The organism is Allobosea sp. 05T422_2 (assembly GCF_056396265.1).
The window spans coordinates 1-19,412 of record NZ_JBFTLD010000120.1; the positions used below are offsets into that span (position 1 = coordinate 1).

A 19,412-nucleotide genomic window follows, 5' to 3' on the forward strand; every position below is an offset into this window, starting at 1 on the left:
GTCTGGTGGACAGGCGGCGCGCAGTCGACACAGCTGCTGCAAAGCGGCGAGGTCGACATGCTGCCGGGCTGGAACGCGCGCCTGCAGGCCGCGATCGACGGCGGCACGCCCGCCAAGATCGTCTGGAACCAGGGGCTCTATTCGATCGAGGGCTGGGGCCTGCCGAAGGGCGGACCCAAGGCCGATGTCGCCCGCCAGTTCATCCGCTTCTGCTCGGACCCCAAGGCGCAGGCCGTCTTCACCGAGGTTCTCGCCTACGGCCCGACCAATCTCGACGCCTATCAGACGATTCCCGCCGAGCGCGCCAAGGTCCTGCCGACCTCGCCGGAGAATCTGAAGCTGATGGCCATCGCCAACGAGGATTGGTGGAGCGCCAATCGCTCCAAGGTCACCGAACGCTTCAACTCCTGGCTCCTGGCCTGATCCGATGGCGACGAGCGCAGGCATGACCGCGACCCAACCGAAGACGGCCAAGCTCGTCGTCGAGGGCCTGTGCAAGCGCTACGGCGCGACCACCGCCCTCGAGCCGAGTTCGCTCAGCGTCGCCGAGGGCGAGTTCCTCACCTTGCTGGGGCCTTCGGGCTCCGGCAAGACCACCCTGCTGCAGCTCATCTGCGGGCTGGTCGAGGCGAGCGAGGGGCGGGTGGTGATCGACGGCCGCGACCAGTCGGCCACGCCGGTTCACCAGCGTGATATCGGGCTCGTTTTCCAGCATTATGCGCTGTTCCCGCACCTGACCGTGGCCGAGAACATCGCCTTTCCGCTGAAGATGCGGGGATGCGCGAGCGCGGAGGTCGCAAGCCGTGTCGCGGCGACGCTGGACATGGTGCATCTCGGCCATCTCGCCGGGCGGTTCCCGCGCGAATTGTCCGGCGGCCAGCAGCAGCGCGTCGCGCTGGCGCGCTGCTTCGTCTACCAACCCTCGATCATCCTGATGGACGAACCTCTCGGCGCACTCGACAAGAAGCTGCGCGAGCACATGCAGATCGAGATCAAGCGGCTGCACCGCGAGAGCGGCGCCACCATCGTCTATGTCACGCATGATCAGGAAGAGGCGCTCGCGATGTCCGATCGCATCTGCCTGATGAACCATGCGAAGATCGAGCAGCTCGGCACGCCGCGCGACATCTACGAGCGCCCGCGCACGGCGTTCGCGGCCGATTTCATCGGCATCTCCAACATCTTCCGCGGCCGCGGGGACGGCAATGGCACGATCGAGACGGTGCATGGGCGCTTCGCCCTGCCGAGCGGCGCGCGCTGCCAGAGCCAGGACGCCGCCCTCGTCATCCGCCCGGAAAACCTGCATCTCGGCGCCCAGGACGGCAACGCCGTGAACGGCTGCGTCCGCGAGGTGGTCTATGCGGGCTCCGAGACCCGCGTCATCGCCGCGCTCGACGACGGCAGCCCGCTCGTGCTGCGCCTGGGGCCCGACGACGTGGTGCCCGGGATCGACGAGAGGATCGTCGCCGGCTGGGCGCGCGACAAGGCGGTACTGGTCGCATGAGTGCGGTGACCCTCAGCAGCGCGCCCGCGCGCCCGGCCAGGCTGCGCCTCAGTGCGCTCTGGCTGGCGGTACCCGGCCTGTTGTTCCTGGCCGTGTTCTTCGTCTATCCGGTTGCGCAACTGCTCGGCCTGAGCATCGTCGATCCGGAGAGCGGGGCCTTCTCGGCCGGCGCCTATCAGCGGATCGCCGCGACGGATGTCTATCTGCGCGTGCTCGGCATCACCTTCCGCATCGCCGGCTGGACGGCGCTGTGGTCGCTGCTGATCGGATACCCGCTCGCCTACTGGATCGCGCGCCTGCCGAACATGTTTCGCGGCCGCATGCTGCTCTTCGTCATGGTGCCGTTCTGGACGAGCTATCTCGTCAAGACCTTCGCCTGGATGATCGTGCTCGGGCGCAACGGCATCATCAATTCGCTGGTGACCGGCTCCGGCATCGTCGACGAGCCCTTGCCCCTGCTGCACAACCAGTTCGGCGTCATGGTCGGCATGGTGCACGCCATGGTGCCGCTGGCGGTGATGACCATGCTCCCGGTGATGGCCGGAATCGACCGGCGCCTCGTCCAGGCGGCGCAGACGCTCGGGGCCGCGCCGGCGCGCGCCTTCTGGCTGGTCTATTTCAAGCTCTCGCTGCCGGGCGTGGCCGCGGCCGGCCTGCTCGTCTTCATTTCCTCGCTCGGCTTCTTCATCGTGCCGGCCTTCCTCGGCGGGCGGCAGGAGACGATGCTCGCGCAGCTCATCATCACGCAGGTGCAGGAGCTGCTGAACTGGTCCTTCGCCGGGGCATTGTCGGCGATGATGCTGGTGGCAGCCCTGGTCTCCTGCCTGATCTACGATCGGCTCTTCGGGCTCTCGACCATCGCCGGCGGTTCGGCCCAGGTCAGCACCGGTCGTATCCGCGACCTCGGCCTTGCGATCCTCTCGGCCGTCGCCACCCTGTCGGGCCATCTCGCCAGGCTGGCGCAAACCCTGCTCGGCAAGCGCGTCTGTGCCGGGCTGCTGCCCGGCTTCTGCTGGCTCGTCATCGCCTTTCTGGTGCTGCCGACGCTGCTCGTCATCCCGCTCGCCTTCACCTCGTCGCAGTTCCTCGAGTTTCCGCCGCCCAGTTATGGCCTGAGCTGGTTCCAGACCTATTTCAGTTCGCCGCTCTGGATCCAGGCGACGATCCGCTCCTTCGCGGTTGCCTTCGTCACCGCGCTCGCGGCGACCGCGATCGGCGGCTTCGCGGCTCTGGCGCTGGCTAACAGCCGCACGCGCTGGGGCGGGCTGATCTTCGCGCTCTTCCTCGCGCCGATGATCGTGCCGCGCATCGTCGTCGCGGTCGGGCTGTTCTATCTCTTTGCGCGGCTGGGATTGATCGCGACCGATCTCGGCCTCGTCATCGGCCATACCGTGCTGGCGATCCCCTTCACGCTGGTCACCATCGCCGCCGTGCTCAAGACCTATGACCAGCGCCTCGACCAGGCGGCCGCGACGCTCGGCGCCAACCGGCTGCGCACCCTGACMGGCGTCACCATCCCGCTGGTGAAGGGTGGTCTCGTCGCCGCCTTCCTCTTCGCCTTCATCACCTCCTTCGACGAGCTGACCATCGCGATCTTCGTCTCGGGCGGGGTCAAGACGACGCTGCCGAAGCAGATGTGGGACGACATGATCCTGCAGCTCAACCCGACGCTGGCAGCGGTCTCCGTGGTCGTCTTCATCGTGGTGACGACGATGCTGCTCATCGCGGAACGCTTCCGCTCCCCTTCCTGATCGACCGAACCAGCGACCGAGCATGACCTCCTTCGATGATGACGGCTTTGTAGGCCTTCTGACCGCGCGCGCCGCGGCCGAGCCGGACCTTGTCTATGCGCGCTTCTGCGGCGAACCGGTGAGCTATGCCGGGATCGAGCAGCGCTCCGCCGCCTTCGCGGTGAATCTCAGGGCGCGCGGCATCAAGCCGGGCGACCGGGTCGCCGTGATGATGCGCAACTCGATCGCCACGATCGCCGTCGTCTTCGGCCTGGCCAGGGCCGGTGTCGCCTGGGTGCCGGTCAATGCCCAGCAACGCGGCGAGGGGCTGCGCTATCTGCTGACGCATTCGCAGCCGCGCCTCGTCGTCGCCGATGCCGAACTGGCACCGCAGATCGCCGAAGCGATGGCCTCGGAAGCGGCGTTGCCGCAGCTCCTGCATGCGCCCGGCGGCGAACTCGACGCCGTCCTGGCCCGCAACGAACGCTTCGACGAGCCGGCGCCCTCCGCCGATGCCGTCTTTGCCATCATGTACACATCCGGGACGACGGGGCGGCCGAAGGGCGTGGTCGTCTCGCATCGCATGTTGCGGCTGGCGGCGGAAAGCGTCGGCCGCCTGTCCGACGCAAGGCCGGGCGAGGTCTTCTTCGTCTGGGAGCCGCTCTACCATATCGGCGGTGCGCAGCTCCTGCCGCTGCCGATGATCCGCGGCATCACGCTCGCCATGGTCGAGCGCTTCAGCGCCAGCCGCTTCTGGGCCCAGGTCCGTGAGGAGGGCGCGAGCCATATCCACTATCTCGGCGGCATCCTGCAGATCCTGCTCAAGCAGCCGCCTTCGCCGCTCGATCGCGAGCATGGCGTGCGGATCGCCTGGGGCGGCGGTTGCCCGCCCGAGATCTGGCCGCAATTCCGCGACCGCTTCGGCATCGGGATCCGCGAGTGCTACGGCATGACCGAGGCCTCGAGCCTGACGACCTGCAACGTCGCCGGCGTGCCCGGCTCGGTCGGCCGGCCGATGCCCTGGTTCACGGTGAAGCTGCTGGACGGGGAGGGCAGGCCGGTGGCGACCGGCGAGCGCGGCGAGATCGTGATCGAGACCAGCATCCAAGGCGCGATCTTTCCCGGCTATCTCGACAATCCCGAGGCGACGGCGAAGGCGTTGCGCGAGGACGGTTTCCATACCGGGGACCTCGGTTCGTTCGATGCCGACGGCAACCTCTATTTCCACGGCCGGATGACGGACAGCGTGCGCTGCAGGGGCGAGAACGTCTCGGCCTGGGAGGTCGAGCATGTCGCCGCCGAGCATGAGGCGGTCGAGGATTGCGCGATGATCGGCGTGGCGGCGGATGTCGGCGAGCAGGACATCAAGCTCTTCGTCAAGCCGCGCGACGGCAAGGTCATCGATCTCCAGGGGCTGTCCAACTGGCTCGGCAAGCGCCTCGCCCCTTACCAGAACCCGCGCTACATCGCCGTCGTCGACGAGTTCGAACGCACGGCGAGCCAGCGCATCATGAAGCACAAGCTCTCGCCCCGGCTCGACGACTGCTGGGACCGGGGTGCCACCGCGATGAGACACTGACATGGCCGGCTGCGATATCCTGATCTCGGGCACCGGCGGCTTCGCCGCGCGCATCGCCTTCGACATCGCCGCGACGGCCGACGAAGCTGTCGAGGTCATCATCGCCGGGCGCAATCGCGAGCGGCTGAACTGGCTGCGCACCGCCGCGAATGCCCGTGCCGCGCTGTTTGGCAAGAAGGCGCGCTTTCGGACGCACGCCATCGATCTCCTGGCGCCCGATGCCTCGGACGCGCTGCTCGCGGCGACGGACCCCCGCATCGTCGTGCAGGCGGCCTCGATCCAGACATCGCAGGTCATCGCCCAGAGCGGCAACGCCTGGACGCAGCTCGTCGCCGAAGGCGGCCTGAGCGCGACCGCCGTCTTCCAGGCCCTGATCAGCGCGCGCGTCGCAGCCGCCATCACCGCCCGCGGCAAGCCGGTCACGCTGGTCAATTGCAGCTTTCCCGATGTCGTCAACGGCATCATCGTCACGCTCGGCCACGCCGTCGCCTGCGGCATGGGCAATGTCGCGATCCTCTCCAACGTCTTCGGCGGCTCGGCCGCCACGCCACCGGGGGTCGATCTCAAGGTCCTCGCGCACTACCAGAATCTGGCCGCCTGGCGCCGCCGGCCCGAGGAACGCGGCGGGCGGGCGCCACGCGTCTGGCTCGACGGCGCCGAGGTCGCGGATGTCTACGGGCGTTTCGCCGATATCCAGCTMACCCCCGAGCCGGTCATCGAAATCTCGGGGGCGAGCGGCGTTCCCATGCTGCTCGCCATGGCGGCCGGCAGGCCGTGGCGCGGCCATGTGCCCGGCCCGAACGGGCTGCCGGGCGGCTATCCCGTGCGGCTGAGCGACGGGGCGCTCGAACTCGACCTTCCCAGCGCTGTCGCCAAAGCCGAGGCGATTGCCTGGAACGCCTCATTCGAGGAGGAGAACGGTCTCGTCGTCTCGCCGCAAGGCCATGTCAGCTTCACCGGCATCCTCGGCGACAGGCTCGCCGACCATGTTCCGGCGCTTCGCAAGGGCTTCCCGGTCCGGGAGCTGGAAACGGTTTGCGAGGACCTGCTTCAGCTGCGCTCCGCCCTAATGCAGGTCTAGAACATGCTGCGGAAATGGGGCAACGAAATTCTCTAAGCTACTGGAGTTGATCCAGTTTTCTGCGTTCGGCCGATCTCGTCCAAACGCAGCGTGATCGAGCCTGCCTCGATCGGGGATCGCGCGCCGCCGCGCCTTGCCCGGGGCGCCGACGCGCCAGGTCCGCCCGGCAGCGCCTCGACCTGGACCCCCAACACCTCATCATGGGAATGATCCGCAGCATCGCCTGCACGGCGTCGAGGAGCAGTTCCCTGGGCGGGGGTGACTTGCGAGACGAGGATGGTCTTTGCGCTGCGCGCGATCAGGGTGGCCCGGCTCGCCATCTCCAGCGGAAGAGAGCGCGAGCAGCAGCGATCAAGCTCGGGCATGGCGCCGATGTCGGGATGGCCATCTTTTTGCAACATGCTCTGGCGGCGGGCGACGCATGAGAACGCGAATGCCCTGACCATGCCGTGTTCGTCGCCCATTCATACCGAGTGAGGAGGTCCCGATGACCGGCCAAGCCAGCAACCCGAGCCTCGATTCCCGCCTCGGCGAGGTGACGGAGCGCATTGTCCGGCGCTCCCGCGACACGCGCCGGCGCTATCTCGACCGGCTGGCCGCAGCCGCCGAGGCCGGACCGCGCCGCCAGCGGCTCGGCTGCGCCAACCAGGCGCATGGCTTTGCCGCCTGTGCGCCACACGACAAGGCGATGCTGCGCTCCGGCGCGGGCGCCAATCTCGCCATCGTCACCGCCTATAACGACATGCTCTCGGCGCATCAGCCCTATGAGCGCTTCCCCGAGCTGATCCGCGCCACGGCGCGGGCGGCAGGCGGGGTCGCGCAGGTCGCCGGCGGCGTGCCCGCCATGTGCGACGGCATTACCCAGGGCGAGGCCGGCATGGAGCTGTCGCTGTTCTCGCGCGACGTCATTGCGCTGTCGACCGCGGTTGCGCTGTCGCACCAGAGCTTCGATGCGGCCGTGTTTCTCGGCATCTGCGACAAGATCGTCCCTGGCCTGATCATCGGTGCGCTGTCCTTCGGCCACCTGCCGGCGGTGTTCATTCCGGCTGGCCCGATGACGTCGGGCCTCTCCAATGACGACAAGGCGAAGGCGCGCCAGCTTTTCGCCGAGGGCAAGGTCGGCCGCGAGGCCCTGCTCGAGGCGGAGGCGCAATCCTATCACGGCCCCGGCACCTGCACCTTCTACGGCACCGCCAACACCAACCAGATGGTGATGGAGATCATGGGGCTGCACCTGCCGGGCGCCTCCTTCGTCAATCCCAACACGCCGCTGCGCGATGCCCTGACCCGGGCGGCGACCGAGCGGGCGATGGCGATCACCGCGCTCGGCAACGACTATATTCCGGTCGGGCGGATGCTGGACGAGCGCGCCTTCGTCAATGGCGTGGTCGGCCTGCATGCCACCGGCGGCTCGACCAACCACACCATGCATCTCGTCGCGATGGCGGCGGCGGCGGGCATCCAGCTGAGCTGGGACGATTTCTCCGACCTCGCCCAGACGACGCCGCTGCTGACCCGGATCTATCCAAACGGCAAGGCCGACGTGAACCATTTTCATGCTGCCGGCGGCATGGGCTTCGTCATTCGCGAATTGCTCGGGGCAGGGTTGCTGCATCGCGATGTCGAGACGGTCTGGGGCAGCGGGCTCGACGCCTATGTCCAGGAGCCCGCGCTCGGTGCCGACGGTGCGCTGACCTGGCGCGACGGCGCCGAAAGCAGCGGGGACGAGACGGTGCTGCGCGGCACCAAAGCCCCGTTCCAGCCGACCGGCGGGCTCACGGTTCTGACCGGCGATCTGGGCCGGGCGGTGATCAAGACCTCGGCCATTGCCAGGGAGCGCCATGTCATCGAGGCCCCGGCCCGGATCTTCCACAGCCAGGAGGCCCTGCAGGCCGCCTTCAAGGCCGGCGCGCTCACGGGCGACCTCGTCGCGGTGGTGCGTTTCCAGGGGCCGCGGGCCAATGGCATGCCCGAACTGCACAAGCTGATGCCGCCGCTCGGCGTGCTGCAGGACCGCGGGTTCAAGGTGGCGCTGGTCACCGACGGGCGGCTGTCGGGCGCCTCCGGCAAGGTCCCCGCCGCCATCCATGTCACGCCTGAAGCCGTCGAAGGCGGGCCGATCGCGCGGATCCGCGAGGGCGACCTGGTCCGGGTCGACGCGGTGGCGGGAACGCTGACCGTGCTGGTCGATGCTGGGGAATGGGCCGCGCGCACGCCGGCCGAGGCCGATCTCGAAGCCTCGCATTGGGGCGTCGGGCGCGACCTGTTCGCGTCGTTTCGCGCCGCCGTGGGAACAGCCGATACCGGGGCGACGATCTTTTCGGGGGTGTAGACCGTCGGACCGGAGAGCATGTCCGGTCCGATGAGCTAACTCTTTGTCTTTGCGTCGGCTGTCCCGAAAACCGCAATCCAGTTTTCTGGCCGATGCTTGAGCGGGGCAGGGCGCTGGCGTCGCTGCCCCTGAACACTTTGCCCGCCGGCTCCTCAGGGAACTGCCGGCCGCCCTTTGCGTTTTGGCAATCAGGAGCACGGGAATGTGCCATGCCGATGCACTGGTTCACCCCACCCGTTGTGGTTCAAGCCGACCGGCCTGAAGTGACCTATTCGGTCACCCATGTCGAACGAGCTGCAGAGTTCTTGCTTGCCTGGAAAGCGATAGGTGCGGGCCCGAAGTGGCAGGACGCTGTGCGCGCGTGCACCGCAGTGCTCAACGGTGCCGGGACTGTTGGTCATGCTCGGGAGACGTTCGAGGAGGCAGCGCGGGAGTGTGGCCGCCTTATCGGGTAGTCAGGCTGCGTCGGCGGAGCTGGCTGCCCCACGAACCGGATCCAATGGAGGCCGCCGGAATCTCTCGCGTCTACGAGCGTTTAGCTCTGTACCTCACATGAACACTGGCCCGCTGCTCCACAGGGAGGCGGGCCTTTTTTGGGGTTGTCGACGGCTGCGGGAAAAATGGGCGACCCGCTATAAGCGGTCAACAGCAGTTGCGCCCCTCTCACTCGTCACTTGGCCGGGTGATGGAATTCCGGAGCTGTGAGGGGGGAACTGGCGTTAGCCACTGACTGCCGAGGGTCAGTTTCGCCGCGAAAATAGGGGTTCCATCGGCGTAACGGATTCTCATCTCGACGCTGAGATTGTCACTGGTCTGGATATGCTCTGTGATGATGTCGCCGAGGCTGGAAAGTGCTGAAAGGCGCGCGGCCGCGTGATCTTCCAGGTCAATCCCTTCGTCGTCCGCCACCAGTTCGGTGTTGATCTCGATGTCGAAAAAATACTGAGCCATGCAGACTCAACCGCGCCACCGTCGGCTGGTTCCCGGCCCTCCGCGCGTTCAATTCGTTGCATTATGACCACGGTTGCGCACGACCGCTCGGGCCGCAGCTTTCCGCGCTTGTGTTCTTTTTAAATGTTTTAAACTGTGAGCATCGCAGGGGAGAATGCGATGCCGTTTCGTTCCATCGTGGCCACACCGGAAGAACTCGCCCTGATTGTGGCAGCGTTCGAGAAGGCTTGGAGCGAGATCGATGCGCGAGGATCGTTCGACGTTTTGAAGGCCGCCGGCCAGCGTGAGCGCCTTGGCTACATCGTCGCCGGATTGTGGTCGGCGGGCGAAACGATCGATCTGGCCAAACTCGCTGTACTACGGTTCGATGAGACCGCTATGGCTGACGCTCTCGAACGCCAGACGGTCATCCCGAACAAACCCTGACACATTGGTGATGCTGCACGGAACTCGGCGCTTCGCGATGGGTTCGCTATCGCGTGGGGGCGTCGTCCACATCCGGCGCCGTCACGGCCTAAGGGCCCCGCTGCTCCCGCCGGATCAGCGAGGCCCCCTGTCAGCCCTTCGTCTTGATGAGGCGAAGCCGCTCGATCTGAACTTTCAGCGCGGCAACGGCGGCCGCGCCGCGAATGCCCCTGATGCCTTGGCTTTCGCGGTCAGGGGCGCCGGGGACGCCGTCCAGGATTTCGGCACGCTTCGCCTCGGGCAGGGAGAGCAGGTATTCCACCTCGCATTCGTGCCGCCACTCCCCGGAATCCGAGAGAACCTCTCGGCCGAAGAGATGGGACCAGACAACGCGAGGGGAGGAGCCGGGCACGGTGAGCCTCCAGGGTTGCCCCCAGGCCGGTCGATCGCAATGTCTTCATCGACGMAGGCACCGCATCCTGCTTGGGCTTAATCGTGAGGCTGGTCTCTGGTTCCGTCAAGGAACGATTCCTCCGGGCCCGGCGTTCTCCTGACGTGATGACGAAGCTGCTGCGCGCGCGCACCGTTTTCTGCGATCCCGTTCCGGCGCCGAGGCGCTAATAGGCGCCGTCATTGCGCGGCGTAAAGTTCCGCGCCAGGCTTACCTCGTCGACGCTCCGCTCCCCCGCATCGAGCCGTGCCTCGCCACGCTTGCGACCAAGCCGCCCACCGGTGAAGCGACCGCATCTCAGTCCTCGCGGAACCCATCTCAGAATGAGCCGGCGGGCCGCTGCCGTCCGGAATCGGACCCATTGGAGACATGTGAAGATCGGCGTCTGGTGCCCGTGGTTGGCCCCATTGCCGACATCTGCAGGGTCCGCTTGCAGGTAAAGTGACTGAAGACAGCGTAAGGACGGCCGGGTTTGGCAGACTCGCGAGGTCCCGCCCCGGCTCGGAACCAATCGTATGACCTGCGTATGAAATGTCGGCAGGCGCCGCGCCTACCAGGTGACGCGCAGGCCGAGATTTCCCTTGATGCCGCGGCGATGGTCGCCGCCGATATTGCTGGTGTAGCTCGCCGCCGCGTAGACACCGACGTTCGGCATCACCTGGGCCGCGACGCCGCCGCCCAGTTCGAGCGAGCTGTAGCCGAAGCCGGTTGCAATCGGCGTGACGTTGAAGGTTGCCGTGTCGCTGCCCGAAAACGTGCGCCAGAGATTGGCGAGGAGATAGGGTTTCAGCGTCATCCCGCCCAGTGCCCAATCGCCGGTGAGCCGCGCGCCGATTCGCCCGGTCAGCGCATCGTCGGGCGAAAAGCGGACCGCGGAGAAGCGATCTCGCTCCGTTCCGAACGAGACCGATTGCCAGATCAGTTGCGCCTGCGGCTCGAGCGCCAACCCGGCACCGATCTGGATGGGATAGCCGGCCTCGAGCGAGCCGGTGAGACCAGCTCCGTCGGCGCTCATCCCGATGCCGCGGGTCGAGCGCGGATCGCCATCGAACCAGGAGGCCAATAGCACCGCGTCGACATACCAGCGTGACGGACCGATATGGGTCCAGTAGGCGCCGAGGCTGGTTGCATCCATCGTCAGCTTGCCGACCAGCGCCCGCTGCTGGGCGAGAGCGAAGCCGCGGGCGTCGAGATCGGCGCTGGCGAATCCGAGGAACAGGCCAAGCCGGTCGCGGTGGCCAKCATAATCCCAGCCGAAGAGATCCTGACCGGCCTGGAAGCCGCCGAGATTGCCCTTCATCTCGGGCGAGAGCAGGCCTGAGCGACGCTCTTCGGCACGGCGACCGAAGACGCGGCCCCAGGCGCCCGGAAGCGCACCCGAGCCGAGGAGCAGGGCCTGATCGCCCTGGCGCTCGTGAAAGGTCCCGAGCGTCGCCAGGCCGAGCTGGCGCGCCACACCGGGCAACAACGTGTAAAGCGCCGCTTCGGGGCGGAAGAGAGGGATGGGACTGCCGGGAGGCGTCACGCCGGGCGGCGCAGGTCCGACCGGGGGCGTCACGCCGGKGGGCGTCGGGAGGAACTGGTTTCGCAGGAACCAGTCATTCTCGGTGCCGGGCGTAACGCCACCCTGGAACAGGAGATACTCGTAGGCGCCAGCCGCGACGACGCCGCCGAGCGCGAAAGCACCGGGGTCGGTGGTTCCGCCATTCACCGCGCTGACCACCTGGATGCCGTTGCCTGTCGTCAATTCGCCGGTCCCGCCAGCATTGGTGACGGTGATGAGGGAATTGCCGGTCGCCGAGCCGCCATTGATAACGAGGCGATCGGARGGCGAGCCGTCAGTTCCGAGGACAGTGTTCAGCCCTATCGTGCCGCCACTTCCCGTATAGCTCGGCGTCGTCAGGAGTGTGCCGGGCGCAGTGTCCGTGCCCATACTGACGAGGCCCGCATTGGCGACGCTCGGAATGACGTGGCTGAAACCGTTGAGATCGAGCGTTCCGCCGCTTGCRACCGTCAYGGCCGAGTTYGGGCTGAGCGYGYTCAGYCCACCGGCCCGCAACGTGSCYCCGSTGACGTTCGTTGCGCCCCCATAGCTGTTGGCAGCGGTGAGCGTGGTCGTGMCCGCAAGCACATTGACCGTGCCATTGCCGCTGATCGCCGACGCAAACGCGTAGTCGGAGGAGGTATGATTGAAGTTGACCGTACCGGTGCCAACGCCAAAAGCGACGCTCGGGGCCCTCACTRTGCCGGGCGCCGCCGCCGGATTGCCCGCGCCCGCGCCGATGTTGAGTGTGCCAGTCGATCCGGTATTCGCCGCGATCACGACAGAAGGCGCGGCGACGACGCCGCCATCCGCAATCGTCAGCGCGCCAGTGCCCAGATTGCCAATCCTGATCCCCGCAATGTCGCTCCAGAAGGAGCCTGCACCAGTCACGGTCACGGTACCGCGCGACCCTGCACCGTTGCCGATATTGGTGACGAGGGGGGTGATATCGAGGACCGTCCCGCCATTTGCAATCGTGAGTGTGCCGGTGCCGAAACTCCCGATATTGAGCCCGCCCTGTGGGCCGTTGATCCAGCTGGAGCCCCGGCCGGTCACCGTCACCGTGCCCGTCGAGCCCGCAGACTGTCCAATCGAGCCTCCGGCGCTGCTCGCCGCAGTACCGTCTTGAGCCGTGCCGCCGTCTTGAATGATGAGAGTGCCGGTCCCCAGGCCGCCGACCACCAGGGGGTCAATATTCGTCCAGCTGGAGCCCGGGCCGGTCACGATGACCGTGCCCACCCCGCCGGAAAGATTCCCGATCGTCCCGAGCTCATTGGTCAATGTCCCGCCGTTCTGGATCGTAAGCGTACCCGTCCCGTTTGCACCGACKGACAGATTGTTAGCCACGGCGCCCGGGCTGCTGATCACCGTCCCATTCGGCGTCACAGTGTTGATGATTGCGTCGTCGGTCCGCCTGGGAAAAGTAGAATCCCAGTTGCCACTAAAGAACCAATCGGAGGTGAACCGTCCGGTCCAGTTGCGCGTCTGGGCGTGTGTCGAAACCGTCGATGCTGCGAGAAGCGCGATCGTCGCCAGCGCCGTCGATAAGCCAAATCTGACACTGCGTGCCGGCAACGCCGCGCGCCGCATAAACCGCGCGACAAGCCAACGCCTTCGATCGTTCGCGCCGGAGTCCGGCAGCACACGCCCCCAATCCATGGCCGCCCCTACGTGTGGCCCGCGGCGTGATCAGTCGATGATCGCAACGCGAGCTCAGTCAGAAGTCAGAATCGAATTTGGCTACGGCGTAACGTGGTGATCAGAGAAAGCGCCAATGACATCTACAAAATGTTTACGTCGGCGCGATGAGCGCGAATGCGGGCCCAAATATTCAAGGGCCTGTTGCACGAACGCCGCGGTTTCCGTTCGTATACTGCTGATATCACGGACCGGAATTTATTGTCGCCGCAATTACTGGTCCACCTGAGGCGGGCACTGCGATTGTCGGGAATACGTCGCGACCTGCCGCCGAGCTTCAATCTGCCCGCGTCCGCTTCAAGGCAACCCGCCAATGTCTGGTKGTGGCGTGATGGGGGGCAATGCGGCAGCACATGCGAAGGTCAACAATCCACCCTTCTCAGTCGTTGGTGGCGAGCCTCCGCACTTGCGGAATCGGACCGAGGCTGTGTGCAAACGCGCTGACGGCGTTTGAGCGACGAGCGGCGTGAACGCGTGACGAGATCGGGTTCAGGCGCGGATCGCTTCCATCAGCGACTTGGCACCGATGATGGCGATGACGCGTTTGAGGTTATAGGCGAGGACGTGGAGCCCGATCTCGGTCTTCACGTTGGGCAAGTGCCTCGTCAGGAAGTGCGTCGATCCCATCCAGGCCTTGATCGTGCCGAAGGGGTGCTCGACGAGCCGCCTTCGCAGGCGCATGACGCCGGGCGTCAGGTCCATCCGCTGCTGAAGGGCGTCGATGAGCGCCTCGTGCTCCCAGTGGGTCACGCGCCGCTCGACGCTGGGTGTGCACTGAGCCTTGAGGGCGCAAGCCTGGCAACTGGCACGATCCCAGTAGCGGTGGAGCGTCATGCCCCGCTCGACCGTGGTCATATGGCGCGGCAGCAGCGCGCCGGATGGGCAGCGATAGACGTCCTGCTCGGGCAGATAGACGAAGTCCTGTTTGCCGAACCGCCCCTCAGCCTTGGCGCCGGAGGTCAGCGGCTTGGGCAGATAGGGCGTCACGCCCAAGGCCTCGCAGGAACGGATCTCCTCGCCGGAGAAGTAACCGCGGTCGGCCAGCGCATCGAGCTTTTCCACGCCCATGACGTCTTTGGCCTTGGCGGCCATGGTTGCGAGCTGTTCGCGGTCGCTGCCGGTCATCACCACGTCGTGGGCGACGATCAGGTGATGCTCGGCTTCCACCGCGGACTGGACGTTGTAGCCGACGATCCCGCTGCCGCGTCCGCTGGTGGCCATCGAGCGAGCATCCGGATCGGTCAGCGAGACCTGACCGTCCGGCGCGGCCTCGACCCGTGCCTCCATCGCCTGAAGCAACTTCATCTGCTCGCGCAGCCGCTCGACCTTCTCCGTCAGCCGTTCCGAACGTGCCTCGGCGGCCTCGCCCTCCTGGCGGTCGGCCGTGTCGAGGTCGCGCAGGTAACCGGCGATGTGCTCGGCGACCTGCTCCAGGCGCTTCTGGAGCTTGTAGGCCGTGAAGTTCTTGTCGCGGCTGTTCACCGCTTTGAACTTGCTGCCGTCAATCGCGACCAGGGCGCTCCCGAACAGACCGATCTGACGGCACAGCACCACAAACTGCGCGCAAGCGGCCTGGATGGCCGGGCCATTGTCCTTCCGGAAGTCGGCGATCGTCTTGTGGTCAGGCGCCAGTCGGCCGGTCAGCCACATCAGCTCGACATTGCGCTGAGCCTCGCGCTCCAAGCGGCGGCTGGACTGGACCTTGTTCAGGTAGCCGTAGATGTAGAGCTTCAGCAGCGTCGCCGGGTGGTAGGCTGGCCGCCCCGTCGCCGCCGGTGTCAGGCCCTCGAAGTCCAGCGCCCTCAGGTCCAGTTCGTCGACGAAGACGTCGACCACCCGCACCGGGTTCTCATCGGCCACATAGTCGTCAAGACAATCAGGAAGCAGCGTCGGCTGGCGCCGGTCAGAACCTTGGACGAAGCGGCTCAACTCCCTCCCGACTGCAACGTCAGGAGTCTAACTCAACAGCGCGTTTTCACACAGCCTCGACCCGTAGCAGAAGTGAAAGGATCATGGGCTAGCTGGATTTCATGATCTATTGGCTGGACGATCGGCCGATCGAGTGGAGCTGCGAATGTCCAGTCCCTGGATGCCCAACCCCTTGAAGCCGTCGACGCCGATCGGTCGGCTTAAACTCGTGCTGGCCGCGATTTTTGCGGGTGTAATGTCCATGATCGGGTTCCGATATGCGCCAATGTATGCAGACCCGGCCTTTCAGCCGACTGGACGTTGGGCGCGCATGGCAGACTGGGAGCCCTTTTGGAGGGGGGCATACGCTGCGATCGGGGCTGCGTTCTTTGCGCAGATGGCGGTTGTTTTGTTACTTTTAGCGATGAGGCGCGCCACACCGAAGCAAGCGTCCGAAGCGAAGAGAGAGCATAGCAGGGTGCAGGCCGGTAAGACACCGCGCTCGGACGCGGAACGTCCGTAGCCGACCCTTCTCGGACTCTGTCCCCATCGCCACCCGGCGTCCGGAATGCGCGGAAAAGGAGACATGCGCCCAGCGTCACGCGCCGTGCCTCTCCCGCACGGCGCGGAGGAATGCCCCCAAAAGCGCGCGCGCCGGAGACGCCGCTGTTCCCTCGAAGTTTCGCTCAAACTCATTCCCGGAACGGATCACCGCCGTGCAACTCGGACAAGCTTTCTTCTGCCCACTGGCCTGCCACTCGAAATCGGGCAGCTTCCACTGGACAAGAGTACGCGGCGCGAGGTGCCGAGCTATGGTGCGCGCGCCCGGCTTGCGGTGGTGGTCGGCGGCAAGTTCAACGGGCCGAATGACAAGCCGCTGGCGCTGACCGACCAGCGAGTTGTTCGGGCTGCGGCACGCAATCGACAGGACCGAAGCGGATTGCACGCGCAGGGCGTGTTTCGTCAACAGAATGGCGGGAATCAACAAAACGCGGCGGGATGAACAGGATACCTAGCCTGCGCCTTAAAATGAAAGAGCGACTACATGAATGCCATCAGCGCTTGGCTCGCACGCTGGAGCGCCCTGCCGGTCTCGACGCAAATCTTTCTTGCCGCCTGCGCGTTCCTTACTGGCCTCGGCGCATGGTGGAGCATCGATCAGCTCTCATACCTATCACGGTACAATATGTGCATGGCGTTCGAGAAGAAATCTTCCGCCCAATACTCATACGCCGACAGGCGTTGCATCAGCGCCGCCGGCCGTCGCGGTTAGGGGTTAAGCTGGTCCGAATTTAACACCGACAATTACTTGCGCCGTTCACGACGCAACGTTGCGGTGACTGTTCGACTGGTCGATCGTGATTCAGCAGAGGACGGCGAACCAACGCGTTCGCAGGTAGGCGCTCAGCGAGAACGGATGAAAGCCGGAACCAGATGCTGACGCGCGATGAAATCTGGATCTTGCACCTGTTTCGGCCAGACAGGGGCTGCGTCGAATTGCGGCCGGGCAAGGCGCGCGAGGAACTGATCCGGAAAGGTCTGATCGAGTGGACGCCCGCGCCAGCGTGGGGGGCGTCAACACCTACGCGCTCACTGAGCGCGGACGGGCGATCATGGGCGTCCTGCCGAAGTCGGCAGACTGATTAGCTGAGAAGATTAGGGCGAAGAAGCCGAGTTGAAGGCGACCGATCAAAGTCAGCTTTCAAACCGACATCGAAAGGGCAGAATCGACCCCATGTGAGACATTCGCGGCCAAGCAAGCCGAGGGTGAGGTTGGCCTTTTCTGGACATCTAGGATGTCCGCTTCTGGGCAATCAGCCCAGAGGGCCGCGTCGGAGGGCACTGTCACCACTTAACGCGGCGAATGCTGCCCCTGCTCGGCAGCTCGCTTGGCTTTCGCTGGGCGTGTCGACTTCTTCTCTTCAGCCGCGTCAGACTCGACCTGCTCAATCATTATCGCCAGCGCAGCAAGGGTAATTTCCTTCTTCTTAGCGTCGGGATGCTTCTTGCGAATGGCAGAGAGCAATTCACTCGGATCGCGATAATGATGAGCAAGCTTAAGTATGGTCCTGCCGATTTCTTCATTATTCGAAGCCATGATACCCTCCTGCTCTTGGCTTTATAGAAGGATCCTTCTGCGCCGATAGCGACAGCGCACGAGCTTAGATTGAGGCATAACCGAACTCTCTACCGTTCTTCAGGCGCTTCTGAAACCGCGTCTTCTTGTATTTGGGGTCATTCGTCACTTCCGGGCCGACCCAGGTCGGTAATTCTACAACTTGGCCTTCATGTTCCAACTCGATTTCGGCAATCACGAGACCTTCCAAAGCAGCCTCGTAAACATCGACCATCCATGTCAGGCCGTCATAGGGCACAAGGAAGCGCGTCTTTTCAATAACCTGCCCATTGCAAAGCGTACTCAGCATCTCCTCGGCATCGGCACAGGAAATTTCATATTCGTACTCAGAGCGCGTGGCGCCAACCCGGGGGCCTTTGATCGTCAACCATGCTCGGTTTGCTCCAAGACGAACGCGGACCTTTCCGCCACCGAATTGAGCCAACAGTCCATCACGCAGGTGCTGCTCACTCTTAACCACGCTCCGCCACTGATCGCCCGTTACAAGGAACTTTCGCTCAATTTCAACGTGCATATCGCAACCCTACCGGCGGTCGTTGCGAGAGGACGGGCGTCTACCGCCCGTGTAACGCAAAGCTAGTGTAGGCGCCCTATAAGAGAGCGCCATTCATGTGTGAGTAAAGAAAAAATAGAAATACCGCGCGCCTATGCCGCGAGTGCCGGCCGCGCTCGCCATCCGGGGCTCCGATAGATTGGGACCGGTGTATCGGTAGCGCCCCGGTGCAAAACAACGCCACGCGACGCGTGGCGCGTCCAGTGGGATGTCCGCTTCTGGGCTCCAGGCGAATGTCTGCAATGGCGCGGTCCAACCCTGCGCCGTGACGCCCGCGACCTTCCGCTCACCACCCTTCTCAGACCATGGCGAAGTCCGCTTTGCGGCAAGCTCGCCAACGTCAGGTTTCGAGCGAGCACCTGATCACCGCTCTCGACCCGTCTGAGACATTTGAAGATCAGTCTCTGGCTACCGGGCTCGGTCCCATTCCCGACGCTGACTGCGCCCGCTTTCGGGCCAACCCAGCCTTCGTTTACCTCAGCCTCAGCCTTATTCTCTCAGAGAGCATCCACTCTTGACCCCAGAGTTGACAAGTGGCGGCGCGGCTTCGCCGTCCGACCGGAGCCAGCGGCCTGCTAGTCGCGCGGTTATTTGAGCAGCATTGGGAGGATGGCAAGTGCGGCGAGAGCAAGCACGACCCCGATGCGTAGCCAGATAGCTCTGCGGTTACTCCTCACAAGCATACAACGCTCCCCACGCAACGTTGAACTAGCATGGCAAGTCGCTGCCGACCTGCCTCCCAGCGACGGAGCAAGCCAAGTCCAGAAGTCATCATGGACCCGCCCTTGCGTGGCGCAAGATGCGTTGAGGTTACCGGGGCGTGTCCATTGTCACGACTCCGTCAGCGAGGGGCGTTGTCGTCTCGGGCTGGCCGATTAATGATCGCCCACGCTGATAATCAGGGATGACTCGAACGTGCCGATACTGGTGTGTTTGCGCGACGGCAATGAGCCGTCGCGCAAATCATTCAGCCCTTCGTGACGATTGGCGTCGCAACCGGCGGGGGCGCCTTGCCTTTGCCCTTGCCGACTCCAACGCAGCCGCCTGCCGCAAGCAAAGCGATCGATACAATAACAATAGCCGACTTCGTCATGTGTTGACCCTCGAAAATCGTTGCTACTTTGTTTGATAGAACTTGCTCCGTAACAACGTTTGGTAAAACAGCGGGCAACCGTCCTACACGATGCCGCTGCAACGACCTCCAGCGGTCCCGCCTATTTCCAGCAGGACCGCAGGAGTTCCATTCGCCGCGCGTCAGAACTTGTAGTTCACGCCGACGCGAACGATCCCGCCGCCGCCGCCGCCACTGGTGGTGGCGGTGTAGATTCCGGCCGGGAGCACGCCGCCCGCGGGGTTTTGGAAGACCCGGGTCTGTCGGCCCTCGCCGGTATCGACGTAGAGACCTTCGAGCTTGACCGTCCAGTTATTGGTGAAGGCGTATTCGACGCCGCCGCCGATGGTCCAGCCGGCATTGCTCGTCGTGTTGCCGGTCAGCGGGTTGCTGTTCAGGCCGCCATAGGCCAGACCGCCGGTGATGTAG

General features: G+C 65.0%; 18 protein-coding genes. 10 read left to right on the forward strand and 8 right to left on the reverse strand.

Annotated features, from left to right (window positions below; translation table 11 throughout):
- The 5 genes from AC1DJT_RS20205 to AC1DJT_RS20225 form a co-directional block, all read left to right on the forward strand.
- On the forward strand, positions 1 to 423 hold a 423-nt coding region (locus tag AC1DJT_RS20205; protein WP_476834732.1), incomplete at its 5' end, for an extracellular solute-binding protein.
- A gap of 22 nt (positions 424 to 445) precedes the next feature.
- Positions 446 to 1,504: an ABC transporter ATP-binding protein gene (locus tag AC1DJT_RS20210; protein WP_476770301.1), complete on the forward strand. Its 1,059-nt coding sequence runs from the start codon at positions 446 to 448 to the stop codon at positions 1,502 to 1,504.
- Positions 1,501 to 3,255 (forward strand): ABC transporter permease subunit, encoded by a 1,755-nt coding sequence (locus tag AC1DJT_RS20215; protein ID WP_476770300.1) that lies wholly within the window; start codon positions 1,501 to 1,503, stop codon positions 3,253 to 3,255. The genes AC1DJT_RS20210 and AC1DJT_RS20215 overlap by 4 nt, the downstream gene beginning before the upstream one ends.
- Positions 3,256 to 3,277: 22 nt before the next feature.
- Positions 3,278 to 4,813 carry a class I adenylate-forming enzyme family protein gene (locus AC1DJT_RS20220; protein ID WP_476770299.1) on the forward strand — a complete coding sequence of 512 codons (1,536 nt, stop codon included), beginning with the start codon at positions 3,278 to 3,280 and terminating at the stop codon, positions 4,811 to 4,813.
- Position 4,814: 1 nt separating this feature from the next.
- The gene (locus tag AC1DJT_RS20225) at positions 4,815 to 5,894 is read left to right on the forward strand and encodes an SDR family oxidoreductase (RefSeq protein WP_476770298.1); all 1,080 of its coding nucleotides are present in this window, start codon (positions 4,815 to 4,817) and stop codon (positions 5,892 to 5,894) included.
- Between the two features lie 32 nt (positions 5,895 to 5,926).
- Here the strand turns inward: AC1DJT_RS20225 and AC1DJT_RS20230 are convergent, their stop codons facing one another.
- Positions 5,927 to 6,340 carry a hypothetical protein gene (locus tag AC1DJT_RS20230; protein WP_476770297.1) on the reverse strand — a complete coding sequence of 138 codons (414 nt, stop codon included), beginning with the start codon at positions 6,338 to 6,340 and terminating at the stop codon, positions 5,927 to 5,929.
- 41 nt (positions 6,341 to 6,381) lie between these two features.
- Between AC1DJT_RS20230 and edd the strand changes: the two genes are divergently transcribed.
- Both edd and AC1DJT_RS20240 read left to right on the forward strand, forming a co-directional pair.
- Positions 6,382 to 8,226, forward strand: a complete 1,845-nt coding sequence (gene edd, locus AC1DJT_RS20235; RefSeq protein ID WP_476770296.1) for a phosphogluconate dehydratase — start codon at positions 6,382 to 6,384, stop codon at positions 8,224 to 8,226.
- Positions 8,227 to 8,441: 215 nt separating this feature from the next.
- On the forward strand, positions 8,442 to 8,681 hold the full coding sequence (locus tag AC1DJT_RS20240; protein WP_441492870.1) for a DUF982 domain-containing protein: 240 nt from the start codon (positions 8,442 to 8,444) through the stop codon (positions 8,679 to 8,681).
- Between the two features lie 208 nt (positions 8,682 to 8,889).
- Here the strand turns inward: AC1DJT_RS20240 and AC1DJT_RS20245 are convergent, their stop codons facing one another.
- Entirely contained in the window at positions 8,890 to 9,177 is a 288-nt protein-coding gene (locus AC1DJT_RS20245; protein ID WP_441508706.1) for a DUF6894 family protein, read from the reverse strand.
- Between the two features lie 159 nt (positions 9,178 to 9,336).
- Here AC1DJT_RS20245 and AC1DJT_RS20250 point away from each other — a divergent pair, with 159 nt between their 5' ends.
- Positions 9,337 to 9,603, forward strand: a complete 267-nt coding sequence (locus AC1DJT_RS20250) for a hypothetical protein (protein WP_441508705.1) — start codon at positions 9,337 to 9,339, stop codon at positions 9,601 to 9,603.
- A 130-nt stretch (positions 9,604 to 9,733) separates the two neighbouring features.
- Here the strand turns inward: AC1DJT_RS20250 and AC1DJT_RS20255 are convergent, their stop codons facing one another.
- From AC1DJT_RS20255 to AC1DJT_RS20265, 3 genes are all read right to left on the reverse strand, one after another.
- On the reverse strand, positions 9,734 to 9,994 hold the full coding sequence (locus AC1DJT_RS20255) for a DUF7696 family protein (RefSeq protein ID WP_441508704.1): 261 nt from the start codon (positions 9,992 to 9,994) through the stop codon (positions 9,734 to 9,736).
- Between the two features lie 589 nt (positions 9,995 to 10,583).
- Entirely contained in the window at positions 10,584 to 12,923 is a 2,340-nt protein-coding gene (locus AC1DJT_RS20260; protein ID WP_476834733.1) for an autotransporter family protein, read from the reverse strand.
- A gap of 840 nt (positions 12,924 to 13,763) precedes the next feature.
- Positions 13,764 to 15,203 carry an IS1182 family transposase gene (locus AC1DJT_RS20265; RefSeq protein ID WP_476770292.1) on the reverse strand — a complete coding sequence of 480 codons (1,440 nt, stop codon included), beginning with the start codon at positions 15,201 to 15,203 and terminating at the stop codon, positions 13,764 to 13,766.
- 781 nt (positions 15,204 to 15,984) lie between these two features.
- Here AC1DJT_RS20265 and AC1DJT_RS20270 point away from each other — a divergent pair.
- Both AC1DJT_RS20270 and AC1DJT_RS20275 read left to right on the forward strand, forming a co-directional pair.
- Entirely contained in the window at positions 15,985 to 16,185 is a 201-nt protein-coding gene (locus AC1DJT_RS20270) for a hypothetical protein (RefSeq protein ID WP_476770291.1), read from the forward strand.
- 42 nt (positions 16,186 to 16,227) lie between these two features.
- The gene (locus AC1DJT_RS20275) at positions 16,228 to 16,455 is read left to right on the forward strand and encodes a hypothetical protein (RefSeq protein ID WP_476770290.1); all 228 of its coding nucleotides are present in this window, start codon (positions 16,228 to 16,230) and stop codon (positions 16,453 to 16,455) included.
- A 579-nt stretch (positions 16,456 to 17,034) separates the two neighbouring features.
- On the opposite strand, the gene AC1DJT_RS20280 is transcribed toward AC1DJT_RS20275, so the two are convergent.
- The 3 genes from AC1DJT_RS20280 to AC1DJT_RS20290 all read right to left on the reverse strand — a co-directional run.
- Positions 17,035 to 17,280 carry a hypothetical protein gene (locus tag AC1DJT_RS20280; protein ID WP_441509168.1) on the reverse strand — a complete coding sequence of 82 codons (246 nt, stop codon included), beginning with the start codon at positions 17,278 to 17,280 and terminating at the stop codon, positions 17,035 to 17,037.
- Between the two features lie 64 nt (positions 17,281 to 17,344).
- On the reverse strand, positions 17,345 to 17,833 hold the full coding sequence (locus AC1DJT_RS20285) for a CYTH domain-containing protein (protein WP_441509167.1): 489 nt from the start codon (positions 17,831 to 17,833) through the stop codon (positions 17,345 to 17,347).
- A 1,293-nt stretch (positions 17,834 to 19,126) separates the two neighbouring features.
- Positions 19,127 to 19,412: outer membrane protein (locus tag AC1DJT_RS20290; protein WP_476834734.1), on the reverse strand; the 286-nt coding region annotated here is incomplete at its 5' end.

Coding starts and splice junctions, on each gene's coding strand:
- AC1DJT_RS20245 (WP_441508706.1), bottom strand. CDS start 9,177: ATGGCTCAGTATTTTTTCGACATCGAGATCAACACCGAACTGGTGGCG.
- AC1DJT_RS20210 (WP_476770301.1), top strand. CDS start 446: ATGACCGCGACCCAACCGAAGACGGCCAAGCTCGTCGTCGAGGGCCTG.
- edd (WP_476770296.1), top strand. CDS start 6,382: ATGACCGGCCAAGCCAGCAACCCGAGCCTCGATTCCCGCCTCGGCGAG.
- AC1DJT_RS20250 (WP_441508705.1), top strand. CDS start 9,337: ATGCCGTTTCGTTCCATCGTGGCCACACCGGAAGAACTCGCCCTGATT.
- AC1DJT_RS20275 (WP_476770290.1), top strand. CDS start 16,228: ATGAATGCCATCAGCGCTTGGCTCGCACGCTGGAGCGCCCTGCCGGTC.
- AC1DJT_RS20230 (WP_476770297.1), bottom strand. CDS start 6,340: ATGGTCAGGGCATTCGCGTTCTCATGCGTCGCCCGCCGCCAGAGCATG.
- AC1DJT_RS20285 (WP_441509167.1), bottom strand. CDS start 17,833: ATGCACGTTGAAATTGAGCGAAAGTTCCTTGTAACGGGCGATCAGTGG.
- AC1DJT_RS20280 (WP_441509168.1), bottom strand. CDS start 17,280: ATGGCTTCGAATAATGAAGAAATCGGCAGGACCATACTTAAGCTTGCT.
- AC1DJT_RS20240 (WP_441492870.1), top strand. CDS start 8,442: ATGCACTGGTTCACCCCACCCGTTGTGGTTCAAGCCGACCGGCCTGAA.
- AC1DJT_RS20220 (WP_476770299.1), top strand. CDS start 3,278: ATGACCTCCTTCGATGATGACGGCTTTGTAGGCCTTCTGACCGCGCGC.